Raw genomic sequence first — 22,932 nt, 5'->3', positions numbered from 1 at the left:
CCAACTCGCAACTGGGTGCAATAGATAGCAATCTGATGTTAGCGACATCAAATAAAACCGACTAACTTTATTAGTACGCTCAATTTATATCTTAAACGGATAGTCTTAACCGATATTGATAAACCGTATTAAGTTTAATTGACTGTATTGAGTAAAACAGCAAAGGACTGCTTGCAACTGCCTTTGTCGTTAACTAATCGGTACTTACCTTCTTATAAGTACCTTCGTCCTAGCAGCAGTTAGGATAGACCCAGTGCATTTGTTAGCTCATGCTTTGCAATCAAGCATAAACATCAATGTATTTGGAGCATCTAATGAATAAATTAACTAATACTATGAAAAGCTTTATCAAAGATTTTATTGAAGATGAAAGTGGTTTGACCGCGGTTGAATATGCCATTGCCGGTGGTTTAGTGGTTGGTGGTATGGTTGGCGCCTTTCTTACCTTAGGAGAAAACGCCACTGGACAAATTACCAAGCTAAGCTGTGCTGCCTCAGGAGGGACATATACTGAATCCACTACCGGTGGTACTGCGTCATGTGTCCCAGCACCATAGAAATGCTAATGCTATTGGTTACCTTACTATTGTTGTTTAGCGCTCTATATTTTGATCTGCGCTATCAACGTATACCCAATAAGCTTTGTTTGGCTGGGCTACTAGCTGCCTTTGCCTTGCAAGCTTATTACAGCCAATGGCAAGGTTTAGGGCAAGTAGTATTGGGGGCAAGTTTGGCCTTGGCTTTGTTATTACCGGCGTTTTATTTTCGTTGTTTAGGCGCCGGCGATGTCAAATTAATGGTCGCCGTCGGTGCCTTATCAGGGCCGACATTATTATTTTGGTCGCTAGTTTACGGCATTATATTTGGCACTTTTACCAGCTTTTTCTTAGCGCTTTATAAGGTCGGTTGGTCAGGTTTTATCAAAATGCTCAGCCATGCTTTTATCAAAAAAAGCTCAGCAAAAAGCAGCGAAAAACAGTCAGCGGTCTTGGTGCCCTACGCCCCCGCTTTAGCGTTAGGTTGGTTGTTCGCGTGTTACCTGAGTCCTGAGATAGGCCCAGAAATAGCCGCTGAAATAACGGCAGTAATAACGGCAGTAATAACCGCTGACATAGCACCGAAAATTGCGGTTCTGCTTAGTCGTAGCTAATAAAATGGCTAATAAGGTCAGTAACATTTACTAAGTACTTACCCTTAGCAGTAAAAACACTTAACAGGCACAGACAAGAAATAACTAAATAATGTTATAGGAATTACCATGGACTCATCACCTTTCGATCGGACTAATCAAGCGGGCAACTTAGCTAATAGTGCTGGTGATAGTGCAAGTAATAGCGCAGCTGCTAATACAGTTGAAAGTGTCTCTGGCAATGCTTCTAACACGATATCCGAAAATTTATCTGGCAAGGTCTCAGAGAGTGTCGCTAGCTCCACCCGTGACTCATTACCTCAGACACAATACCCAATTCCACCTAAACATGGTCTGTCCTTATTACTTAAAAGTGGCCGGAAAAACAGCAAAAAAAACAACCCAGAAAACAATAAAGAATGCAATAAAGAAAGCAGTCAAGGAGATAGTCCCTCCGTACTTAGCGATAATTCACCATCACTAGTTATTCCTCAAGATGAACAGGCCTTAGCGGCTATGGCAAAACGGCCAAGTACCATTGCCGAAACCGGCCTGTCCGAACAGTTACTATTACAACTATTAATTAAACATATGTTAGTTGAACATGTGGTCAGTGTACGCCTGTTAGTAGAAAAAATGGCCTTAAGTGGTGGCATTATTCAAAATTTATTAGATCATGCCAAAACGATTAACTGGTTGGAAAATCGTCAATCGAGCAAAAGTGGTCAAATGCGTTACGCGCTTAGTGAATTAGGCGCTACAGAGGCAGAAAAAGCCTTTAACCAAGGCGGTTACCTAGGTATAGCACCTGTGCCTTTATCACAATACAGTGATATTTGTCTGAAACAAACCAGCCGCAATACCATCATAGTAAAAGAGTTGTTGCAACAACGCTTTAGTAACTTGATGTTTTCAGCCGAGTTAATGGCCACCATAGGTCCAGCATTAAATTCCACTAAACCTATTTTAATTTATGGGGCTCCTGGGGTAGGTAAAAGTTACCTCTGTCGACATTTGAATCTACTCTTTGGTGATGATGTCTTAATACCAGCCGCTATAGAAGTGAATAATATTATTATTCAGCTTTACGATCCACAATTACATATATTAAGCACCAAAGGAGTAAAACAGCATAACGACGCTGCCACATTAGTATCCTTAACACAGGGTTATGATCCCCGCTGGCATTTATGCCAACGGCCGTTATTAGTCACCGGGGGCGAATTGACGGCTGATATGTTGGAAGTTAATTTTGATGCTACTAATCATACTTATAAAGCGCCACTGCAATTAAAAGCCAATAACGGTATTTTATTATTAGATGACTTAGGACGGCAAAAAATTAGCCCGATAGCGCTATTTAACCGCTGGATCATTCCGTTAGAAGAACGCCGAGATTTTTTGTCCTTACCCAACGGTTTACATTTTGAAATTCCTTTCGAACTCATTTTACTTTTTTCAACCAATCTAGCGCCACAAGACTTGGTGGATGAAGCCTTCTTACGTCGCTTAGGTTACAAAATTAAGTTTGAAGCCTTATCTGTGGAACTCTATAAAAAGTTATGGTTTAAAACCTGTGCGGACTATCAACTTACTTGCGAAAATGACATTTTCAATTACTTGGTTGAGCAGCGTCACTATGTCGATCAGAAAGATTTTTTACCCTGCTTGCCGCGTGATTTATTAAGCATAGTTTGTGATCAAATCAAATTTAATCAATTAGCACCTGTAGTTACCCAGGCGCTTATCTGTTTTGCCTGGCAACATTACTTTGTGCATAGCTCAGATAACTCGACCCCAGATAAGCCTAACCATCATAATGAGTCAAATAAATTAAGGAGTGAGTAATGAATAAAAACACTATTATTTTTATTACCATGTCATTGGTTTTTGGTGTTGGCGCTGTATTAATTGCCAAAAATTGGCTAAATGATAGCCAGAAAGAATTAACCGAAGCACAAGTCAATATTGTTATGGCCGCAGTAAGTATTCCAACCGGCACTATTTTAACCGCTAAACATCTCAGTTTAAAAGTGTTTCCAAAATCAATGGCACCAGATAAAGCGGTGCAAAGTTTAGCTGAGGCTATCGGCAAAGTCGCTAAAAACCAATTTTACCTTGGCGATATTGTTAGACAAGAACGGTTGGCAAAACAAGGTGATGGCAGTTATTTAGCCAGTTTGATCGGCGAAAATATGCGCGCGATAACCATTCGAGTGAATGATGTTGTTGGTGTTGCTGGTTTTTTATTACCGGGCAACCGAGTAGATATTCTCAATACTTACCAGCAAGATGGCAAGCCCACAACCGAAGTGATTCTTTCCAATATCAATATACTGGCGGTTGATCAACGTGCCTCAAGCGGTGAAAACAAACCGCAACTGGTACGCGCGATCACCGTTGAGGTTGATTTAACCCAAGCAGAAATACTAATGAGTGCCCGCAGAAGTGGTTATTTACAACTTGCCTTACGTAATCCAATTGATGACGAACCGGTAGTTATTGCCAGTGAAAAACCAGCAGCAGAGCCAAAAGTGGATGTTGTTGCTGATATTACACCTAAGCCTGCCCCTAAAATCCGCCAAAGGCAGAGAGTAGAGTTAATCAGAGGTGTTAGACAACAAACCGTGCAGGTAGATATTTAATCGCTATTTAAAGCTGCCGTCGCTTAGCTATTAAATCGAATATATATTGAGGCTCTTGGGCTAATAAGGATACAGTCATGAAAGGTAAAACCGTTAAACTAATTACCCTAATCAACTGCTCTATTTTATTGATAATAGTGCAATTATTCATTAGTTCGGCCGTATTAGCTGGGGGACCAACTAAACTAATAAACGATGAATTAAAAGTGCCCATTTTCAAGTCAAGAAATCTAACTATGAATCAAACAGTCAGCCGAGTTTCAATAGGTAATGATAAAATAGCGGATATCTTAATATTGCGTGCCAAAGAACTTTATATTGTCGGCAAGATGTTAGGTACCACCAATATCATGGTATGGGACGAAGAAGATAAATTGGTTGATATTATCAACCTTGAAGTGACTCATGATTTACATAGTTTGCGCCAACGCTTATATCATTATCTGCCCGGTGAAAATATTGGTGTGGAAACATCGCAAGGACAATTAGTACTCAGTGGTCAATCCTCGTCATTGGCAAAAATGAATACCGCAGTTGAGCTTGCTAGTGGTTATGCCGAAGCGGCATCGGTAGGTAACGTAAAAAGTAAAGTGCTCAATATGATTTCTATTGGTGGCGGCCATCAGGTCATGCTTGAAGTGACTGTCGCAGAAGTAAGCACTGAAATTGCGCGTAAATTTAATGCGCATATGTCGTTAACCTTTAAAGGCTCAGATGGCACCCTTGGTATGGTTAATGGCATTGGAGCAGGGGCGGCGACCAGCCTTAGCAGTGGCTTTTTTGGCTCTTTAATTAATGGCGATATGCAGTTTAGCTTTGCCCTAGATGTTGCTAAACAAAATGGTTTAGCAAAAATACTGGCCGAGCCAAACATTACCGCCTTAAGTGGCCAGAAAGCTGAATTTTTAGCTGGTGGGGAATTTCCCGTGCCGGTACCTGGTGAAAAAGGTACCACGATACAATTTAAAAATTTCGGGGTCGGCGTAAGCTTTGTACCGACGGTATTAGATTCAGGAAAAATCAATTTAAACCTCAAGATATTAGTCAGTGAATTAAGTAATTCTCATGGCGTTGGCGTTACCCCCATAGGTTCATCATCAACCTTAATAGTCCCTTCAATTATCAAAAGATCGGCGGAAACCACAGTGGAACTTGCTGATGGCCAAACCATAGCTATCGGTGGTTTGTTAAGTGATACCTTACGCGACAGTGTGAGTAAGATACCAGGTTTGGGAGATTTGCCCATTTTAGGACAGTTGTTTCGTAGCCATGAATATATTAGTGGTCAAACGGAATTAGTCATTCTGGTAACACCCCGATTAGTCAGACCCTTTAATAAAAAAGATATTTCCTTACCTACCGATGGCTTTGTGCCCGTCTCCGATATGGAGTTTTATCTATTAGGCACAATGACCCGGCAAAACAGCCAAAAAGCAACGACATCACCGAATCAAGCAGCAAACCATAACACGCTTATTTTAACCAATGATGGCGGCACTAATCAGCGTTATGGTCATCAACTTAAAGTAACTAAAAGCGATTAATAGCCCTAAAATTTAATAAGGAGTTAGTAATGAAAAAATGTAACTTACTCAACAGTACATTGTTAGCCTTATCAAGCGTACTGATATTGGGCTGTGCCGAGCAACCTAGTTATCAGCTAGCCGTATCGAGCCAACAAATAAAACAAGTGCAAATACTCAACCCCAACGCAGCAGAGCTAAATGATGGCATTATTGCCACCTTAAATGGTAACTACGGCCAGCATGTCATTAAAAAATATCAACGCAGTGTTTACAGCATGAAAGAATCTCGTCAAATGACACAGAACACTAAGTAGGTTAAATACTTATGTTATATCTCCCGCATACACATAGGCCAACAACAGACCAAGGTTGTCAAAAAGGTAATGTACTGGTGCTTTTTGTTATCAGTTTATTAGCACTGATAACGCTGGCATCCTTGGCCTTAGATGGCGGCCATTTATTATTAAATAAAGGCCGCTTGCAAAATCTGGTAGATGCTGCCGCCTTACATGCCGCCAAAGAGCTGGATCAGGGGGCAACTAAGGCACAAGCATCGGCTGCCGCTATCAATTTATTACAAATAAATCTTGCCCATACCGATCAACAAGAATTATCCCGTGCTATCGCTTTTGATGGCGATACTAGCGCCTTGTTAACCATAGCGTATTCTGTCGAAGCGGATCCATTTAGTGCCGTCACTGACCCCAGTATTGACGCTCAATTTGTCAAGGTTTCACTAAAGAAAATAACCTTAGATAACTTTCTCGCCCATGTTTTTAGTTTTAATAAACGCGTTTCTGCTACTGCTTTGGCAGGCCCTAGTACCGCAATAAAGAATTGTTTTACTAAAGTAGTGCCAATGATGGTTTGTGGCACCCCAAATACGAAGAATTTTGGCTTAGATGAAAATAGGTTATATATGATGAAACTGGGCTCTCATACCAGCTTACCCGTTGGTCCAGGTAACTTTCAATTGCTTGCTCTAGGAGGTAGTTCCAGCGCCGATGTTATTCTCAAAGGCCTGGCTGGCGCGCCAAATCAAATTGATACTTGCTTTAATGCAACAGTAAATTATACAACTGCGTCCGGTAATAAAGTAAACGCTGTAGCTACAGGGCTTAACACTCGTTTAGGACTATGGGAGCGGAACATCCGAGGAGAAGAACTAACTTACCACAGAGATGAAAATATTTGTCAAGGGGAGATAATTACTATTGCAGACATTGAAGTGGATGGTGTAATAAATGAGGATGCTTTAGCTGCTGCATATGAGCATAAAGCATACCAAGCAGCTTGGTATATAGAGGACAATGAAATAAGTGGCTGCACCGTACCAACCATGGGGTTAAGCAATCCCCCCCCAAACGAGGAAAATTTTAGTTTCGCTGATCACGCAACACACAGACGAAGAATTATGCCTCTAGTGGTTGGCGAATGTAACAGTTCGGGACAGGTTAATTTTTTAGGGGTTCGTTGCTTTTTTCTCACTCAAAAAGTCGAACATAAAGGCCTGACTTCTTATGTAATAGGGGAGTTTATTGATGATTGCCCGGGTGGCGGTAATCCGAGCTTAGCGCCTGTGGATACGCCAGGCCCTTATAAAATGGTGTTATACCATGTACCTGGCAGTACCGATTCTTAGGAGTAATGTATGATAACTATCAAAAACAAGATAACCGCAGCTAGCATAACTAATAAAAGTAAACAACAAGGTTTTGCCGCCATCGAATTTACGCTGGTATTGCCCTTTTTATTACTGTTAATTTTTGCCAGTGCTGAATTTGGCCGCTTGATGTTGCAATACAATACCCTGAATAAGTCGGTCAGAGATGCTAGTCGCTATTTAACGGCTAAGGCTAAAACTGGTACCAACGACGAAATAAGCATATCCGGTGTTACTTGGGACGAAGTAAAGAATTTAATACGCTATGGTCAACACGCTAACGCTAACTTACTGCTGCCCAATCTTAATGATGATGATATCAGCTTCAGTATTAGCGGCGATTTTATCACCATCACCGTGACTTATGATTGGCAACCGATATTTTCTGACACTTTTTTTACTTTCGGTTTAGGTGATGATATTGATTTAAGCTTTCCGCTGATATCGACCTATACCATGAGGGCTTTATAACCATGTTTAGAGGCGGTAGAGAACTTAAAAAAAACCGACAAAATGGCGTTTATACCATAGAGTTTGCCATTGTCGGTGCGGTATTTTTTTTACTGTTATTTGCAGTATTTGAAGTAGGACGGTTATTTTTTGTGTGGAATATACTCACCGAAGCCTCAAGGCGCGGCGCCAGATTAGCAACGGTTTGTCATTTCGACCATAGTTCAATGTCCGCTTTTGATCCTATGCTCGCAGCTGCCCTGTTTGACAAAATACCGATGGCGCCAAACCTAGGCATAACAAATTTACAAATAAGTTACCTAGAACTAGATGGTTCGCCAGTAACTGATATTGATAAAATAAAACTTGTTAGAGCAGAAATAATTAATTACCAACACCAGTTAATCATTCCTGGTTTATTTTTAACGCTTAACTCACCTAGTTTTGCCACCACATTACCAAGAGAAAGCTTAGGTGCAACACGAACAAAATATAGCTATTGTTTGCCAAGTGACGCCACATAGTTATAGCGTTGATAAGAATATATTGCTAAGGAACAGTTATTTAAGGAAGACTTATGAATAGTAAAAATATCAATAATGTTGTTGATTTACCTGATGGAAGGTTAACTGTGACTGATAACTTTTTCAAAAAGAAGCAAAGCCTACCAGTTCACTTAGCTGTGCTCGTTATTTGTAGCGAAGTTAATATGCAAGTTACGCTTACTAGTCAATTTAACTTAATAAGTAATTTAAACGTTGAATTCAGTGAAAAAATACCAGAGCAATTTAGTCAGTTTGAATTAGTTATCTTAGCCATTAATAAAGACAATGATACTTGCCAACAGGTTATTGAAAAATTGGCCCTTGAGCATATGCCTACATTATTGTTAGGTGATGGTATTGCCGCTGATATTATTCGAACAGCGATGCATCATCATGTACTAGATATTATTCCTTTTGACGATATTGAGCAGGAGCTTTTTAATACCTTAACCTTATCAGCCAATAATATTTTAAAAACAAAAAAAGTTGCCCCTGTTATTAGCATCATTAATGGTAAGTCAGGCTCAGGTGCTAGTTTTATTACCGCTTGTTTAGGTGAGATTAGTGCCAACCTCTGTCCAGATGAAATAGTACTTATTGATGCAGATTTACACTACGGCTCTCTCGCTGACTCCCTCAACCTTAAAGCCAATTATTTCTTGACCGATGCGCTAAATGAAATTGATAAACTGGATAACATGGCGATAAAGTCTATGATGACCAAACGCAATAATTTAAGCTTGTTAGCCAGTAAAGCCTACGCTCAACTTGATCAAGAGCAAAATAAAAACTTTAAGCACTTAGAGCAGCTTATATGGAAAATAAAACTAAATCATGATTTGATTTTAGTCGATTTATCTCGTGGTTTAGATATGCTCACCTTGCCTTTAGTCTCACTATCTAGCCAGTTTCTCATTGTTGTCCAACAAAATATTGTTAGTTTGAGAGAAGCCAAAGCCCTTATTCAACAACTAACGGAACGAATGGGTGTCAGCAAGAATATGATTCAAATAATAGTTAATCGTCATTCCAAAAAAGTCACTCATATTAGCCTTAATGATATAAAAAAAGCCTTGCTTATCGATAGTGTTTTTTATGTCAGTAATAATTATCAATTAGCTAGTTCTTGTACCGATTTAGGATCGCCTTTAGCAAAACTGACCGAGAACAAAATCATCCATAAAGAAATTTGTACCATTATAAGAAATGCTTTTCCGATTAAGTTCCCCAAAGAAAAGCCAAACTTTTTCAGTAAAATTTTCGGAGGTGCGTAATGTTACTTGATACAAAAACAGTAGATCCCTTTAGTATTTTAACTGCTGAGGATATGCAAACTAAGCAAGAAATTTTTGGCAAGATATTAACCTTGTTAGATTTGTCCGTATTGGAAACTATGGAGAATAAGATCGCGAAAGCGCAAATTACCGAGTTATGCTGTAGTTTATTAGATGAATTAACCCGACCAATAAGTTTAAACGTTCGTCAAATATTGATAAAGCTAATTATTGATGAAATTTTAGGGCTTGGTCCGTTAGAAACCCTGTTAGAAGATCCGACAATTGCCGATATTTTAGTTAACCGCTATGACAGTATTTATGTAGAACGTAAGGGGAAATTAGAAAAAGTAGCGGTGAAATTTTATGATGATAAACATCTACTTAGTATTATTGATCGCATTGTTTCTAGTGTCGGTCGCCGAGTTGATGAATCATCGCCTATGGTAGATGCCCGCCTTAAAGATGGTAGTAGAGTCAATGCCATTATTCCTCCCTTAGCCCTTGATGGTCCGGTTTTATCTATTCGCCGTTTTACTGTCGATAAACTCTCAGCCGAACAGCTCATTGACTACGGCACTATGAGCTACGAAATGGGACAACTAATCAAAGCGGTTGTTAAGGGTAAGCTTAATGTGTTGATTTCAGGGGGTACTGGTAGTGGTAAAACCACACTACTTAATATTTTATCGGGTTACATCCCTGAAGACGAACGGATTATCACCATAGAAGATTCAGCGGAATTACAATTACAGCAGCCGCACACGGTCCGTTTAGAAACACGTCCAGCCAATATCGAAGGTAAGGGCGAAATATCACAACGAGATCTGGTGAAAAATTGTTTAAGAATGCGTCCTGACCGAATTGTTATTGGTGAAGTGAGAGGAGCAGAAGCCATAGATATGTTGGCGGCGATGAATACCGGTCATGAAGGTTCACTAACTACTTTGCACGCCAACTCTCCTCGCGATGCCTTAGGTCGTTTAGAAAATATGATTTGTATGGGCGGTTTTGACATGCCTATACATAATATTAGAGCGCAAATATCTTCTGCCATTGATGTGGTGGTGCAGTTACAACGTCAAGAAGATGGTTGTCGACGCATTACCAGTATTCAAGAAGTTACTGGCATGGAAGGGGATGTGATTACCATGTCGGAAATTTTCACTTTCAAACGAGAGGATAAAGATGAACAAGGAAATATAATAGGCAGTTACCAAGCCACGGGAGTAATACCAGAATTTCATCGTCAATTAGCCCTTAAGGGGATCGACTTACCTTATAGCTTATTTGGCATTGATGAATCAACAGTGAATTTCTAATAGGAGGCATTATGAGTCCGCAACTTATATTTTTACTTTTAGTTTTTGCCGCAGTCGTTTTATTGGCACAAAGTTTGTTCGTTTCAGTCTACAGTCCTCAAAGGGCTGATACCAAGCAGCTAAAAAAACATTTACTTTCTCTGGCATTAACAGACAAAAACATTGAAAGAAATATATTACTCAATAGTAGAGTCGCGCACTTACCCCCTTTTACTCGCTGGTTAGAGACCTTACCTTTGATTGAAAATTTAACCTATAAAATGGAAATATCAGGGTCAAAACTATTAGGTCATCAATATTTAGCTATCGCCTTAGCCACGAGTAGCTTGGCCTTTATTACCGTTAGTTTCTTCAGCAAGGATTGGTTATTTAGTTTGATAATTGCCTTGCTGACTTTACTGGCGTTTCATCTCAAATTAAATCGCGATACCACGCTTCGTATGGAAAAAATTGAAGAGCAATTTCCTGAAGCCATGGACGTACTAAAAAGAGGTTTACAAGCAGGTTATGCTTTTAGTGATGCGATTAAGCTGGTTTTTGAGGAAATGGACGGTTATTTAGCCGATGAATTTAAGATAATGTTTAATCGCATTAATTTTGGTAATGACACAAAAACAGCACTACTTTATTTTGTCAAACGAGTGCCCAGCACTTCAGCAATGGCTTTTTCCAGTGCCGTTGCTATTCAAAAATCCACGGGTGGTAATCTTGCCGAAAATATTGATAAATTATCGAAAGTGATCAGGCAACGATTCACCTTCAAAAGAAAGATAAAAACCTTGTCCGCAGAAGGCCGTCTTTCCGGTTGGGTTTTAGTGTTAATGCCCTTTGTACTCTTTGCCGTTTTATACATCTCGTCGCCAAATTATGTGGCTGAATTAACCTCAACACCCGCGGGTATTAACCTGCTTAAATGGGGAGGAGCTGGCATGCTGTTAGGCATTTTTTGGATAAAAAAACTGATTCAAATAGAGGTATAAACTATGGAATATATACAAGGTTTGTTGCTAAGTTTTACTGATAACAAAGTCATGGTTGAATGGGTGATTTATATTGTCGCAGCCACCGCTGGTGTGACTTTAGCTATGGCATTTTACTATTTCTTTTCAGGAATTTATTCGCCGGTAAAGGCGCAGATAGACAAGCTTAAAAAACAGCCCTTATCAGCAACACATCAACAAGAAGATTACACCACTACGCTGGAGCATAATTTAAATAAACTTAAATACCTGCCATTAATTAATAACCGATTTTCGGGCGATAAAGCCACCAGAAAATTACTTATACATGCGGGCTATCATTCAACCAATGCTTTAAAAATATTTAATGCCCTGAAATTAATGTCGATGTTATCTGGCGTAACCCTTGCTATTGTGGTGATGAAATTTTCTGGTGGCATATCTATGTTAGTTACCTTATATATTTTCGCCTTTATTATCGGCTTAACTTATATATTGCCAGCACTAATACTGCATAAGTTGGCTGATCGGCGCATGAAAGAGCTGCGTAAGTTTTTCCCCGATGCGTTGGATTTATTAATAGTCTGTTGTGAGGCCGGTTTAGGCTTATTAGAGGCATTTCAACGCGTTAAAAATGAACTGGAATTTGTCCACCCGACCCTAGCCCATGAACTTGGTTTGGTTTGCAGTAAAGTTCGCGTCGGTTTATCAATGCAGCAAGCATTACAGGAATTTAGTGACCGAACTGGCTTAGAAGATATAAGAGGCTTAAATTCAGTTATTGTACAAAGCCTGAGGCTTGGTACTGGTGTCGCTGAAACTATTCGGGTTTATGCCGATGAGTATCGGGATAAACGCTTACAGGCGGCGGAAGAAAATGCCGCTAAACTTGGCGTAAAAATGATTTTTCCGATGATGTTTTGTATTTGGCCCTCTTTCTTTATTGTTGCCATTGGCCCCGCAGTATTGAAAGTAATGAATGTTTGGGATAAGGCGTTTTAGTGATGAAATATTTAAGTGATAAATACCTAATTAGAATTTTTTTACTGTTAAGCTTTTCTTTCGCTAGTGTCGGTTGTACTAGCACTAATAGTCTTGAACAGACAAATGCAAACAAAGACTCCGCCAATATTGTGCTATCTAAACAACAAAATATAGCACAGGCAAAACGTGAAGAGCTGAATAACAATCCCAAAAAGGCTATTTTTTATTATATTCAAGCGCTTGAATTGGATAAAAACGATGTTGATGTGTTTTGCCAAATTGGCAAAATTCAAAATAGCTTGAATAGTCCAGAATTAGCCATTAGGGCTTTTAAGCAAGCATTAACCATCAATCCTGACCATATCCCAGCCTTGGCTGAAGTAGGTATTTATTATCTAGAACAAAGAAATATGAATAAAGCCAGAACACTACTCGAGCGCAGCGTTAATTTAGATCAAAATCGATTACAAAATGGCAATATTGAAAATGGTTTGATCGAACTCGATCAAGACTCACCATTATCAGCTTACAATGTTTATGCGGTGTTAAATGATCTTGATAGCCAGCATGAATATGCCAGGGAAATATTTAAGCTACTATTAACCATCAGCGATGATTTATCCCTTATTCACACTAACTTAGGCTATTCGTATTACCTAACTCATCATTATGTTTTGGCCGAAAAACACTATAAAGAAGCCCTTAATGCCAATCCTGCTTTTGAACGGGCGAAGCTTAACTTAGGGTTGATTTATGTACGAACAGGTCAATACAACAAATCAATACAGCTTTTTAAACAAGTGATGACTACAGCTGAGGCGTATAATGATATCGGCTATTTTTTATTATTAGATGGTCGTTATCAAGAGGCAAAATATTTTTTACAACACGCCATTGATCTTTCTCCTACTTATTATAAAAAAAGTCATATTAACTTAGAAAATGTGCAGCTTTATTTGCATGAAATAGAAATATAGCCTAATACCTGGGCTTAATTTATTTAAATAAATAATGAAAACTAGTTCACTCCTAGTATTAAGTGTTACCGAGCTAATCGCTGAAATAACGCTAAGGTTAAGGCTGTGAATAAATGTTATTTGGAAAAGCCCTTAGATCGGGGGGTATTGAGTAAATGCTATGGTGGAAATACCGCTAAGCTAGGCTATAAACAGTAATAATGAATATCAATATTACTATTATCTTAGCCTTGTCCTACTACGTTCTCAGTGTAGAGTGCATCAACAATAGGACAGTCATCAACCGGTTTATTCCCAGTGGAACATTGAATAATCATTTCATTTAATGCTGATTGCAGACGCTGTAAATCAGCTATTTTCTCTTGTACAACGCTAGCTTGTTGCATTGCCATTGCTTTAACTTCGCCACAATAGTGGTTTGGCTCATCTATAAATTTAAGTAGCTCTTTAATTTGCTCAATTCTAAAGCCTAGAGCACGACTACGCCTGATAAAATTCAAGCGTTTAACATGAGGTAAGGCATAGACCCTGTGCCCTCCTTCGGTTCTCGGTGGCTCAGGCATTAAACCTATTTTTTCATAGTAATGCACCGTTTCCACCTTACACGCGGTTTTTTTTGCCAGCTGGCCAATAGAATATTTTTCATAATTCATGTCAAAAGCCCTTGAACCTATAGTAACTATAGGTTCTATACTAACATAAACAAACTAGGAAGCGCTTATGACTAAAATCACCATCGACTCAGAACTAATCTGCCCGGAATGTGGCCATAAAAAATTAGTGGAAATGCCGACGAATGCTTGCCAATGGTTCTATGAATGTACTGCTTGTCAGGTATTATTGAAACCTCTTCAAGGTGATTGTTGTGTCTTTTGTTCTTATGGTTCAGTGCCATGCCCACCGATCCAAGCATCAGGCTCATGTTCAAGCGGTAAGGGTTAACATGGCAAACTCTAATATTTTAGAAAAACCTTATTTAAAGTGGCTGACACTTTTTATTACTAGTGGCACATTGCTTTGTTGTGCCTTACCTATATTGCTCGTCACCTTGGGCTTTGGTGCGCTAGTGGCGAGTTTAAACTTCAACCTTCCAGGGCTATTTTTTTTAGCTGAACATAAGATCTGGACCCTAACCCTAGCAGCATTTATTTTGCTGATTTTAGCTGGGGTTATTTGGCGTCCTAATCAACATTGCCCTGCGGAGGCTGACTTAGCCGCCCTTTGTAAAAAATCAAAACAATTGAATAAAAAAATATTTTGGCTAAGTGCAATGATCTGGTTTATTGGCTTTTTCACCAGTTACCTGTTACTACCTATGCGAAACTTGCTCGACCTATAAGGAGAACTAAACAATGAAAATATTATTATTACTAACCGCTTTAGCACTGACATTATCTTTTAGCTTTGCAATCAAGGCTAAAACAATAGAAGTAGAAATTCACGGCATGACCTGCGCGTTATGTGTTGATAGTTTAAATCGCACCTTCAATAAAATGGCAGGGGTAGCAAAAGTACAGGTCAGTATGAAAATGAAGAAAGTGCAATTAGAAACTGAGGCAAAATCCCCCTCAATAGCAATGATTAAGCAAGCTATACTCGATGCTGGATTTACGCCAATAAAAGTCACGGTGATATCAGATGAAGAAGCTAACAACTAGCCTCTCTGCCATAGCGAATATTACCCTACTTTCGTTACTTAATGTGCCCAATGCCTATAGTATGGGCTTAAGATCATTTGTTGCTTTGCCCCTTGATAAACATGGCTATGTGGTAAGGTTTTTATATGAGCATATTACCGGTAGCACCAGCGGTAACTTTCATACCAGTACGGCCTACGGCTTAAGCAATGATCAAGCTTTGCTATTTTCCATCCCTTACAAAATAACAGCTAACGATGAAAATCATTTTGGCGAGTTCTCTGCATTATATCGTCACACGGTAATGCAAGATGACTTTTTCTCTGGCACAGCAAGATTAGCCTTGTTAGCAGGTGCTATTGTTCCTCTGAGTAATGTTCCTAGTGATGCTAGTGACAATGTTCGCGAGCCTGCAGTTCAAGCTGGCTTTGTTTATACATTTTTTCAAGGCAGACATGAATTCGATATTGATGCACTTTATCAAGCGGGTATTAATAGCCGTGCAGATAGTGGTCGATATGATATTTCTTGGCAATATCGTTTATCACCGTCAATTTACCCTGATTGGGGTATAGGGTCAGAATTATATGTAGTAACTGAGCTCAATGGCCGATGGCAAGAAGCAGATGAAATAACGCACCAAGTTACCCTTGGCCTGCAATGGCTGCAGCCAACATGGGTTATTGAAGGCGGCATTGTTAAAAATTTAACTAACAATAATGACTTAACTGTCCTCTTTAGTAGCAGATTTCATTTTTGAATAGGCTAAGCTTTATTACCCCATGTCATTATAAGTCGGCTTATACCATTAGTTGCAATGAATTTAACACGGTTAAACAAACATAAAAAACCATAACAATAGTTATGGTTTTTTTTAAAAACACTAATTAAGTTAGCTGTTTACCTTCCTAATAGGAAAGAAAAACTAGTCTTTAAAGTTAGTATACTGAAAAGATTGCTCTAACTCAGCGGCTTTTAGTAAACGCATTACCGCTTGTAAATCATCACGTTTTTTACCTGTTACCCGCACTTGTTCACCTTGGATAGCCGCTTGAACTTTTAGTTTTTCACCTTTAATAAGCTTGACTACTTTTTTCGCCATATCTTGTTCAATACCTTCTTTAAAGGTGACTTGTAGACTCCAGTTCTTACCTGTGGCACTGGCATCACCAATGCTCATGGCTTTAGCATCAACATTGCGTTTAGTTAATTGGCTACGCAATATGTCGCACATTTGCTTTAATTGAAAATCACCTTCAGCTTTCAAGGTTACATTGGGCTTTTTCCACTCAAAACTTGCCTCAACACCACGAAAGTCAAAACGTGTACTAATTTCACGATTAGCATTGTCGACAGCATTACGAACTTCTTCTAAATCAGTTTCTGATACAATATCCATTGAAGGCATAATATATTCTCTATATGGGGTAAGTTTGCACAATGCCACCATTATACCTTTGCTGCCAAAGCACGCAACTAAAGCGCTAAACTAAAGCACTAAACTAAAGCACTTAACAAATATATATACGATAACTGATAGGGAAAGCCCATAAGAAATACTGGCCAAACCATGCTAGTATCGAGGCACTTACTTAATTATTAACAGGCTCGTTGTGAAAGCTCGCCAACATACTTATTTTTTTATTGCTGTGATTATCGTCACAATATTACTGCTTTTCGCTCATGAATTTTTACCTGACACCATAAGAAAACGCATATTCCAGTTTCCCGCAATTGATACCATGGGCCACCTGATCAGTTTTTTTATTTTAACTTGGGTGAGCCACTCGGTTATAAAATTGTCTCTGCGCCTTTGTGTGCCTTTACTTATGTTTTATGGCGCGTTAACTGAAATTGGTCAATCTTTTCTCGGTTATAGAAGTGGTGAGTTTGGCGACTTTATTGCTGACGTTATTGGCATTAGTTTGTTCGTTTTAGCAACATGGCTTTACCTGATCTTTTTTCAAAAAACAGTAACTAAGCAACGCTAACTAACCACTACTAATGAATGAAAAAGGTAAATAATTAACTTATGACAAATACGCTAGCGAATATTGTTGTCGTTGGACAAGGAGCCATGGGTTTACTTTGGTATCATCATTTAGCTCATACCAATACCAATGTTACTCTACTGGCTTCTAACCAAGAGCAACTTAGTGCCAGTGAGCTTAAGTCAGCAAAATATCAATTTACCCCCTATCAACAACTGCACGCTGAAATTCACCCTCTCACTTATAGTCAAAGTGCTGATATAAATGCCGCCGATATTATCATCCTATGCCTAAAGTCATTTCATATTGCCGATGCGATACAGCAAATGGCACAAGACATTAATCCTCATTGCCTAGTAATTCTTGCTCATAATGGCATGGGACCCTTTGCCGAGGTGGTTAACTTGCTACCAAGTCAGCAAGTTATACTAACCATGTTAACCACCCATGGCTGCTTACGAAATATGCCCTTAGCCATAACCCATACAGGACTTGGCCAAAGTGATATTGGGCTACTTGCAGGTGAGTTAAGCTCAAACCAACAAACGCAATTGACCAACCAGCTAAACAACGCCTTAGCCCAGGTAAATTTCCATCAAGATATAGTAAAAAAACAATGGTTAAAATTGGCAATAAATTGTGTCATTAACCCAATCACGGCCATTAACAATATTGATAATGGCGAGATAAATAACCAGAAGTTTACTAGACAAATAAATTTAATATTAACTGAAATTACCGCAGTCAGCCACACGGAAGGTATAGAGTTAGCCTTTACCGACTTACAAAAAATGGTTGCTAAAGTCGCGCAAGCAACGGCGAGAAACTGCTCGTCAATGCGTAGTGATGTTTTGGGCGGCAGAGCAACAGAGATTGATTTTATTAACGGTTATATTCACCGTATAGGTAAGAAGAATAATGTTGCCACACCGGAAAATACTCGACTGTGGCAACAGGTGCTAGACCTTAAACCTGTCCATTAAAAATAAGCTTTAAAAATTAGCCCTTATAAAGACGTCTTAAAGCTAAGATAGCAACATTACTCAGGTAGATAATGTTGCCCATTATGACGTTAAGGAATGATAATTAAGGGCGATAGACTTTTACGTTTTTAAAACCATTATCAAGTAAATACAACGCTTGTAGTTTACTCATCACCCCGTGATCACAATAAAGTAGGTAATCTTTCGACATATCTAAGTCGCCAAACTGCGTAGCAAGCTTATAGAAAGGGATATGCTTAACTTCGATATCACCTAGTACTAATGGTTTATCTTCTTCTTCTGCTGGACTACGGATATCAACAACGACGGCATTATCAGGGATGTTCTCAACAAGATCTACCGCATGAATTTCTTCTTCGGTTTCTTTACCAATATCTCGAATATCAAAAACACGTGTCTCGCTAATAACCTTGTCTAAAATATCAAAATCAAAGTGACCTTCTTCTTCTATCACTTTAGCGAGTACCGCTTTTACCGTCGGTTTTTTAGAGATAACACCACAGTATTCAGGAATAGTCTTGGCAAAATCTTCTGTGCCTATTTTACGCGCAATATCAATAATATCTTGTTTATCGTATGCGCCTAACGGGCGTAAAATTAGCGTATCAGTGACCCGGTTGATAACGTTTAAGTTGGTTAAGGTTTGGCTGGAAACCTGGCCTAAACTTTCACCGGTAACAAGGGCTTGAATTTTACCTCGCTCGGCAATTTTAGTGGCAGCACGCATCATCATACGCTTTAACACCACACCCATATGGCTATTGTCAACCTTCTCTAATATCTCAGCGATCACAGGTTCAAAATCTACTGCGAAGAATTTAACTTTGTGCGAGGAGCCAAATTTATTCCATAAATAATAACTCACTTGTTTAACACCCACTTCGTGCGCTGAGCCACCAAGGTTAAAGAAACAGTAGTGGGTACGTGCACCTTTTTTAATCATTTGGTAACTGGCAACACCTGAATCGAAACCACCAGACATAAGTGACAACACATCTTCTTGGGTTGCAATCGGGAAACCGCCTAAACCTTTATGACGTTCAGTAACAATAAATAAGTCTTTATTTTTAATTTCAAGACGTACGGTTACATCAGGGTTTTTTAATTTAACCTTAGCGCTGGCAACGTGTTGGTTTAAACCACCACCAACATATTGCTCTACTTTTAAGGAGTTAAAGTCGTGATTACCGGTCCGTTTAACACGTACACAAAAGGTTTTGTTTTCAATACTTTTGGCATGAACCGCCAACGTTTTCTCATAAATATCATGAACATCAACAAAATCAGTTTGTTGAACTTCTAGAAAAATCGGTATGCCAGGAATGCATTTAAGGGCTTCAACTAAACGTTCACGGTTTTCAGGTGAGTTGTCTTTGGTATTGACTTCAATATTATCCCAGTTCATACGTGTAGTGACTTGCTCGTCAATACGACGTAAAACATTCCTAACGTTCGATTCTAAGATTTTAGTAAAACGTTTACGGACGGGGCGAGATTTAATGGTGATCTCGGCTTGAAGCTTTACGATAAATTTCATCGGTTATAACCTAAAAAAGACAAAAAAATAATGGCGCGGATTGTACACTATTTATCAGTCTTTTTTAAGGTTTTAACACTAAAAATCTGTTTGCTATTCTTTTCTGATACTTATTCGATCGGTTTCTTTGGCTTTACCTTGATTGATCGAAATTTCAACCCGACGATTACGTCGACGATTAAGGGCATTGGTATTGGGTACTAATGGTCGAGTATCGGCATAGCCAGCAACCACAAGCCGAGTAGGATCAAAACCTGGCACTTTAATCAAGACATGTGCTATGGCTACCGCACGTTTAGTCGACAGATCCCAGTTTGAGCTAAATAACTCAGAATCGACACCGCGATCATCGGTATTACCCGAGACCATGATTTCTCCTGGTATGGTATTAAGTAACGCACCTATTTCTTCAATAATGGGTCTAAATTTAGGTTGTAAAAAAGCAGAACCAGAAGGGAAAGAGCCATTTTCACGAATACGAATAATCACCTGCTGACCTAGTGACTCTAATTCGATGGCACCATCTTGAATTTGTTGCTCAAGTTGCTCAGCTATCTTCTTCACTAAGTCATTCACTTGCTCTTGTGCCGCACGCGCTATTTCTTCTTGTGCTTGTAGTATGGCTTGCGCAGACATAGCATCTTCGGTATTTTGTGCTTGACCACCACGTTCAGTGCCTCGTTGCTCTTGTCGTCCACCAGCAGAGGTTTCATCTCCGGCTTGAAACTCAAGCATTTGCTGGGTCATTTCCATGGTTTGTTGCTGAATAACTTCAATAGGCGTTGGATCAGGTTTTCCTGGGCGAAACTCTTGCGCAATAATACTGGTACCTTTAGGAATGTCTTTTACTTCAATTTTATTTTGCACACCAAAGGCAAATTTCATCGAGCCAGCAATTTGCTTAAATTTCAGCACATCCATCTCAGAGAAAGATAATAACAAAATAAAAAAACACATTAACAGTGACATAAGGTCGGCAAAGGTGCCCATCCATGCGGGTAATCCAGGAGGTGGGCACTTACATTTTTGCTTAGCCATATATACCTCCTAACATAATCCCTCTTAACATAAGCATTCCTAACATAAGACTACTCCCGCTATTCTTCTGTAGTATCGACTTTTCGTTTACCTTCAGCTAAATAATTTTTCAATAAGCCTTCGATAACGCGGGGGTTTTGCCCATCTTGAATACCTAAAACAGCATCAAGTATTAGCTCTTGATTCATTTTTTCTTCGGCCATGCGTAGCTTTAATTTAGAGGCAATAGGTATGGCAATAACATTGGCGAGAAAGGCACCATAGAGGGTTGTTAATAAAGCCACCGCCATCGCAGGACCGATAGATTTAGGGTCATCCATATTTGATAACATAGCGACCAAACCAATTAAGGTGCCTATCATGCCCATCGCAGGAGCAACATCGGCGAGCGCCATCATCATATTGCCGCCAGTTTCATGACGTTCGGTAGTTAAATCAATATCTTTTTGTAAAGTAGCTCGTACTACATCGGCATCGTGACCATCGACCAACATATCGACACCTTTTTGCATAAAAGCATTGCTAATTTCCGCTTCTTCTAAAGCTAAAAATCCGCCTTTACGTGCAGCATCGGCCATATCAACCGCTTTTTCAATCAACTCTTCCGGTTTTTCTATTTTAAAAATAAAAGCTTTAAGTATGATTTTACCGATACCGAAAAACTGTCCCATATTATAATTAGACATCACCACAAAAAGTGAACCACCAAAAACAATGATCACTGACTGGGTATCAAGAAACATCATGATGTCACCCGCTAACACCATAGCCATGACCAATAAACCGACAGCGCCTAAAATACCAATTAACGTAGCTAAATCCACAGAGTTCCCCTAAACAACCAACACTTTATGCCAAAACCAGATTTCAATAAAAGAATAGTACATTATGTAAAAACTATTGGCTAATGGTCTTAGCGAATAAATCACTAATAATAAAAAACATATTTAAGGCTATTATCGCCCGCAGTGTCAATAACTTAACACTAATGATAAAATATTTTATCAATAATAATTGCAGTGGGTCAATTGACCCGAGTAGCAAGCTAAGGTAAGTTTGCCGCAATTAATTCACAGCTAGCAGCTTAGAGCAATAATCATGGCTAAAAAGAAACTAGAAAATCTCTCTTTTGAAGAATCATTAAATGAACTTGACACCATAGTACAGAATTTAGAGCAAGGTGACTTGGGCTTAGAAGAATCAATGGCACTTTTTGAGCGTGGCTTAAATCTTAGCCAATTAAGTCAGGTGAAATTACAAGCTGCCGAGCAAAAAGTACAAATTTTGCTCGAAAAAAACGGCACGGCACAATTAACGGATTTTGATAGTAGTGTGAGCGAAAGTTAATGACCACACTGACTTCATATAAGCATTTCCAACAACGTATCAATGATTATCTAGCCGCCAAGCTTGATAGCCTAACCATCAATGATCCAAAGTTACTTGCAGCCATGCGTTATGGCTTGCTCAGTGGCGGGAAACGTATGCGGCCATACTTAGCCTATATCACCGGCGAGGCGTTACATGCCAATCTGCATGACATTGATGCCATATCGGGTGCCTTAGAATGTATTCATGCTTATTCACTTTTACATGATGATTTACCGGCAATGGACGATGATGATTTAAGGCGCGGTAAACCAACCTGTCATAAAGCCTTTGATGAGGCCAGCGCAATTTTAGCCGGTGACGCCTTACAAACCTTAGCTTTTGATATTTTGGCAAATCACAGTTTTTCAACAAATAACAGTCCATCAAAATTTCCGCTGCAAGTAAAACTTATACAGCAATTAGTTCGCGCTTCAGGTTACCAAGGCATGTGTGGCGGACAAGCGCTTGATCTAGCCGCAACAGATAAAGCTATTCCACTAAGTGAATTAGAAACCTTGCATTCCTTAAAAACGGGGGCATTATTGCAAGCTGCCGTATTGATGCCAGCCGAGTGCAGTGAGCAAGTGACCAGTGAACACAAAAAAATATTAAGTGAATACGCCCAGCTTATTGGCTTGGCTTACCAAGTCCAAGACGATATTATCGACTTAACCTCGACAGAAGAGCAGCTTGGCAAACCAGTAGGTTCGGATCTTGCTGCCAACAAAAGTACCTACCCAGCACTGCTTGGTTTACAAGGTGCACAAGACAAAGCTGAAAACTTATTACAACAAGCGCTTCAAGCTTTGGCTAGATTACCTTACAATACCCAATCTTTAGCAGATTTTGCTACCTTTATTGTGCAGCGCAGCCATTAAGT

27 protein-coding genes are annotated in these 22,932 nt (G+C 39.3%); 22 read left to right on the top strand and 5 right to left on the bottom strand.

Features of this window, described 5'->3' with window-relative positions; all coding sequences use genetic code 11:
- Nucleotides 1-314 precede the first annotated feature (314 nt).
- The 14 genes from CMT41_RS04350 to CMT41_RS04285 all read left to right on the top strand — a co-directional run bounded on the left by CMT41_RS04350 (nt 315) and on the right by CMT41_RS04285 (nt 13,474).
- Entirely contained in the window at nt 315-557 is a 243-nt protein-coding gene (locus CMT41_RS04350; RefSeq protein WP_058026456.1) for a Flp family type IVb pilin, read from the top strand.
- Nucleotides 539-1,150 (top strand): prepilin peptidase, encoded by a 612-nt coding sequence (locus CMT41_RS04345; RefSeq protein ID WP_083494208.1) that lies wholly within the window; start codon nt 539-541, stop codon nt 1,148-1,150. Before CMT41_RS04350 ends, CMT41_RS04345 begins: the two co-directional genes overlap by 19 nt.
- A 108-nt stretch (nt 1,151-1,258) precedes the next feature.
- Complete coding sequence (locus tag CMT41_RS04340) at nt 1,259-2,977, top strand: AAA family ATPase (protein WP_088568894.1); 1,719 nt, start codon at nt 1,259-1,261, stop codon at nt 2,975-2,977.
- A complete protein-coding gene (gene cpaB, locus CMT41_RS04335; RefSeq protein ID WP_057179963.1) occupies nt 2,977-3,774 on the top strand; it encodes a Flp pilus assembly protein CpaB in 798 nt (265 codons plus the stop codon). Before CMT41_RS04340 ends, cpaB begins: the two co-directional genes overlap by 1 nt.
- A 77-nt stretch (nt 3,775-3,851) precedes the next feature.
- On the top strand, nt 3,852-5,318 hold the full coding sequence (locus tag CMT41_RS04330) for a type II and III secretion system protein family protein (protein WP_058026454.1): 1,467 nt from the start codon (nt 3,852-3,854) through the stop codon (nt 5,316-5,318).
- A gap of 29 nt (nt 5,319-5,347) precedes the next feature.
- Nucleotides 5,348-5,614, top strand: a complete 267-nt coding sequence (locus CMT41_RS04325) for a hypothetical protein (protein WP_057179961.1) — start codon at nt 5,348-5,350, stop codon at nt 5,612-5,614.
- Nucleotides 5,615-5,625: 11 nt separating this feature from the next.
- Nucleotides 5,626-6,942, top strand: a complete 1,317-nt coding sequence (locus CMT41_RS04320) for a TadE/TadG family type IV pilus assembly protein (RefSeq protein ID WP_057179960.1) — start codon at nt 5,626-5,628, stop codon at nt 6,940-6,942.
- 9 nt (nt 6,943-6,951) lie between these two features.
- Nucleotides 6,952-7,434 carry a TadE/TadG family type IV pilus assembly protein gene (locus tag CMT41_RS04315; protein ID WP_057179959.1) on the top strand — a complete coding sequence of 161 codons (483 nt, stop codon included), beginning with the start codon at nt 6,952-6,954 and terminating at the stop codon, nt 7,432-7,434.
- 2 nt (nt 7,435-7,436) lie between these two features.
- Nucleotides 7,437-7,937: a TadE/TadG family type IV pilus assembly protein gene (locus CMT41_RS04310; RefSeq protein ID WP_057179958.1), complete on the top strand. Its 501-nt coding sequence runs from the start codon at nt 7,437-7,439 to the stop codon at nt 7,935-7,937.
- A 53-nt stretch (nt 7,938-7,990) separates the two neighbouring features.
- A complete protein-coding gene (locus CMT41_RS04305) occupies nt 7,991-9,232 on the top strand; it encodes an AAA family ATPase (protein WP_088568895.1) in 1,242 nt (413 codons plus the stop codon).
- Complete coding sequence (locus CMT41_RS04300; protein WP_057179957.1) at nt 9,232-10,554, top strand: CpaF family protein; 1,323 nt, start codon at nt 9,232-9,234, stop codon at nt 10,552-10,554. Before CMT41_RS04305 ends, CMT41_RS04300 begins: the two co-directional genes overlap by 1 nt.
- A gap of 11 nt (nt 10,555-10,565) precedes the next feature.
- The gene (locus tag CMT41_RS04295) at nt 10,566-11,534 is read left to right on the top strand and encodes a type II secretion system F family protein (protein ID WP_197410251.1); all 969 of its coding nucleotides are present in this window, start codon (nt 10,566-10,568) and stop codon (nt 11,532-11,534) included.
- A 3-nt stretch (nt 11,535-11,537) separates the two neighbouring features.
- Nucleotides 11,538-12,515 carry a type II secretion system F family protein gene (locus CMT41_RS04290; protein WP_057179955.1) on the top strand — a complete coding sequence of 326 codons (978 nt, stop codon included), beginning with the start codon at nt 11,538-11,540 and terminating at the stop codon, nt 12,513-12,515.
- Nucleotides 12,516-12,517: 2 nt separating this feature from the next.
- A complete protein-coding gene (locus CMT41_RS04285; RefSeq protein WP_057179954.1) occupies nt 12,518-13,474 on the top strand; it encodes a tetratricopeptide repeat protein in 957 nt (318 codons plus the stop codon).
- 224 nt (nt 13,475-13,698) lie between these two features.
- Here CMT41_RS04285 and CMT41_RS04280 read toward each other — a convergent pair whose 3' ends face one another.
- Nucleotides 13,699-14,127 carry a MerR family transcriptional regulator gene (locus tag CMT41_RS04280; RefSeq protein ID WP_057179953.1) on the bottom strand — a complete coding sequence of 143 codons (429 nt, stop codon included), beginning with the start codon at nt 14,125-14,127 and terminating at the stop codon, nt 13,699-13,701.
- A 67-nt stretch (nt 14,128-14,194) separates the two neighbouring features.
- Here CMT41_RS04280 and CMT41_RS18510 point away from each other — a divergent pair, with 67 nt between their 5' ends.
- From CMT41_RS18510 to CMT41_RS04265, 4 genes are read left to right on the top strand one after another with little or no spacing between them, the layout of a single operon-like run.
- Nucleotides 14,195-14,416 carry a GDCCVxC domain-containing (seleno)protein gene (locus tag CMT41_RS18510; protein ID WP_083494207.1) on the top strand — a complete coding sequence of 74 codons (222 nt, stop codon included), beginning with the start codon at nt 14,195-14,197 and terminating at the stop codon, nt 14,414-14,416.
- A gap of 1 nt (nt 14,417) precedes the next feature.
- The gene (locus CMT41_RS04275) at nt 14,418-14,813 is read left to right on the top strand and encodes a hypothetical protein (protein WP_058026453.1); all 396 of its coding nucleotides are present in this window, start codon (nt 14,418-14,420) and stop codon (nt 14,811-14,813) included.
- A 13-nt stretch (nt 14,814-14,826) separates the two neighbouring features.
- Nucleotides 14,827-15,132: a heavy-metal-associated domain-containing protein gene (locus tag CMT41_RS04270; RefSeq protein ID WP_058026452.1), complete on the top strand. Its 306-nt coding sequence runs from the start codon at nt 14,827-14,829 to the stop codon at nt 15,130-15,132.
- Nucleotides 15,113-15,871 carry a hypothetical protein gene (locus tag CMT41_RS04265; RefSeq protein ID WP_058026451.1) on the top strand — a complete coding sequence of 253 codons (759 nt, stop codon included), beginning with the start codon at nt 15,113-15,115 and terminating at the stop codon, nt 15,869-15,871. The genes CMT41_RS04270 and CMT41_RS04265 overlap by 20 nt, the downstream gene beginning before the upstream one ends.
- Nucleotides 15,872-16,036: 165 nt before the next feature.
- Here CMT41_RS04265 and CMT41_RS04260 read toward each other — a convergent pair whose 3' ends face one another.
- Nucleotides 16,037-16,519, bottom strand: a complete 483-nt coding sequence (locus CMT41_RS04260) for a YajQ family cyclic di-GMP-binding protein (RefSeq protein WP_057179949.1) — start codon at nt 16,517-16,519, stop codon at nt 16,037-16,039.
- Between the two features lie 205 nt (nt 16,520-16,724).
- Here CMT41_RS04260 and CMT41_RS04255 point away from each other — a divergent pair, with 205 nt between their 5' ends.
- On the top strand, nt 16,725-17,102 hold the full coding sequence (locus CMT41_RS04255) for a VanZ family protein (protein ID WP_058026450.1): 378 nt from the start codon (nt 16,725-16,727) through the stop codon (nt 17,100-17,102).
- A gap of 41 nt (nt 17,103-17,143) precedes the next feature.
- Nucleotides 17,144-18,085 carry a ketopantoate reductase family protein gene (locus CMT41_RS04250; protein ID WP_083494206.1) on the top strand — a complete coding sequence of 314 codons (942 nt, stop codon included), beginning with the start codon at nt 17,144-17,146 and terminating at the stop codon, nt 18,083-18,085.
- A 103-nt stretch (nt 18,086-18,188) separates the two neighbouring features.
- Here the strand turns inward: CMT41_RS04250 and thiI are convergent, their stop codons facing one another.
- The 3 genes from thiI to pomA all read right to left on the bottom strand — a co-directional run bounded on the left by thiI (nt 18,189) and on the right by pomA (nt 21,505).
- Nucleotides 18,189-19,643: a tRNA uracil 4-sulfurtransferase ThiI gene (thiI, locus tag CMT41_RS04245; protein ID WP_057179947.1), complete on the bottom strand. Its 1,455-nt coding sequence runs from the start codon at nt 19,641-19,643 to the stop codon at nt 18,189-18,191.
- Nucleotides 19,644-19,736: 93 nt separating this feature from the next.
- Nucleotides 19,737-20,681: a flagellar motor protein MotB gene (locus CMT41_RS04240; protein WP_057179946.1), complete on the bottom strand. Its 945-nt coding sequence runs from the start codon at nt 20,679-20,681 to the stop codon at nt 19,737-19,739.
- A gap of 59 nt (nt 20,682-20,740) precedes the next feature.
- The gene (pomA, locus tag CMT41_RS04235) at nt 20,741-21,505 is read right to left on the bottom strand and encodes a flagellar motor protein PomA (protein ID WP_057179945.1); all 765 of its coding nucleotides are present in this window, start codon (nt 21,503-21,505) and stop codon (nt 20,741-20,743) included.
- A 274-nt stretch (nt 21,506-21,779) separates the two neighbouring features.
- Between pomA and CMT41_RS04230 the strand changes: the two genes are divergently transcribed.
- Both CMT41_RS04230 and CMT41_RS04225 read left to right on the top strand, forming a co-directional pair.
- On the top strand, nt 21,780-22,028 hold the full coding sequence (locus tag CMT41_RS04230) for an exodeoxyribonuclease VII small subunit (protein ID WP_057179944.1): 249 nt from the start codon (nt 21,780-21,782) through the stop codon (nt 22,026-22,028).
- Nucleotides 22,028-22,930: a polyprenyl synthetase family protein gene (locus CMT41_RS04225; protein ID WP_058026449.1), complete on the top strand. Its 903-nt coding sequence runs from the start codon at nt 22,028-22,030 to the stop codon at nt 22,928-22,930. Before CMT41_RS04230 ends, CMT41_RS04225 begins: the two co-directional genes overlap by 1 nt.
- The last annotated feature ends 2 nt before the right edge of the window (nt 22,931-22,932 follow it).

Origin of the sequence: Colwellia sp. MT41 (assembly GCF_001444365.1) — a bacterium.
GTDB classification, from domain to species: domain Bacteria; phylum Pseudomonadota; class Gammaproteobacteria; order Enterobacterales; family Alteromonadaceae; genus Colwellia; species Colwellia marinimaniae.
This window is presented reverse-complemented; position numbering and strand designations above follow the sequence as displayed.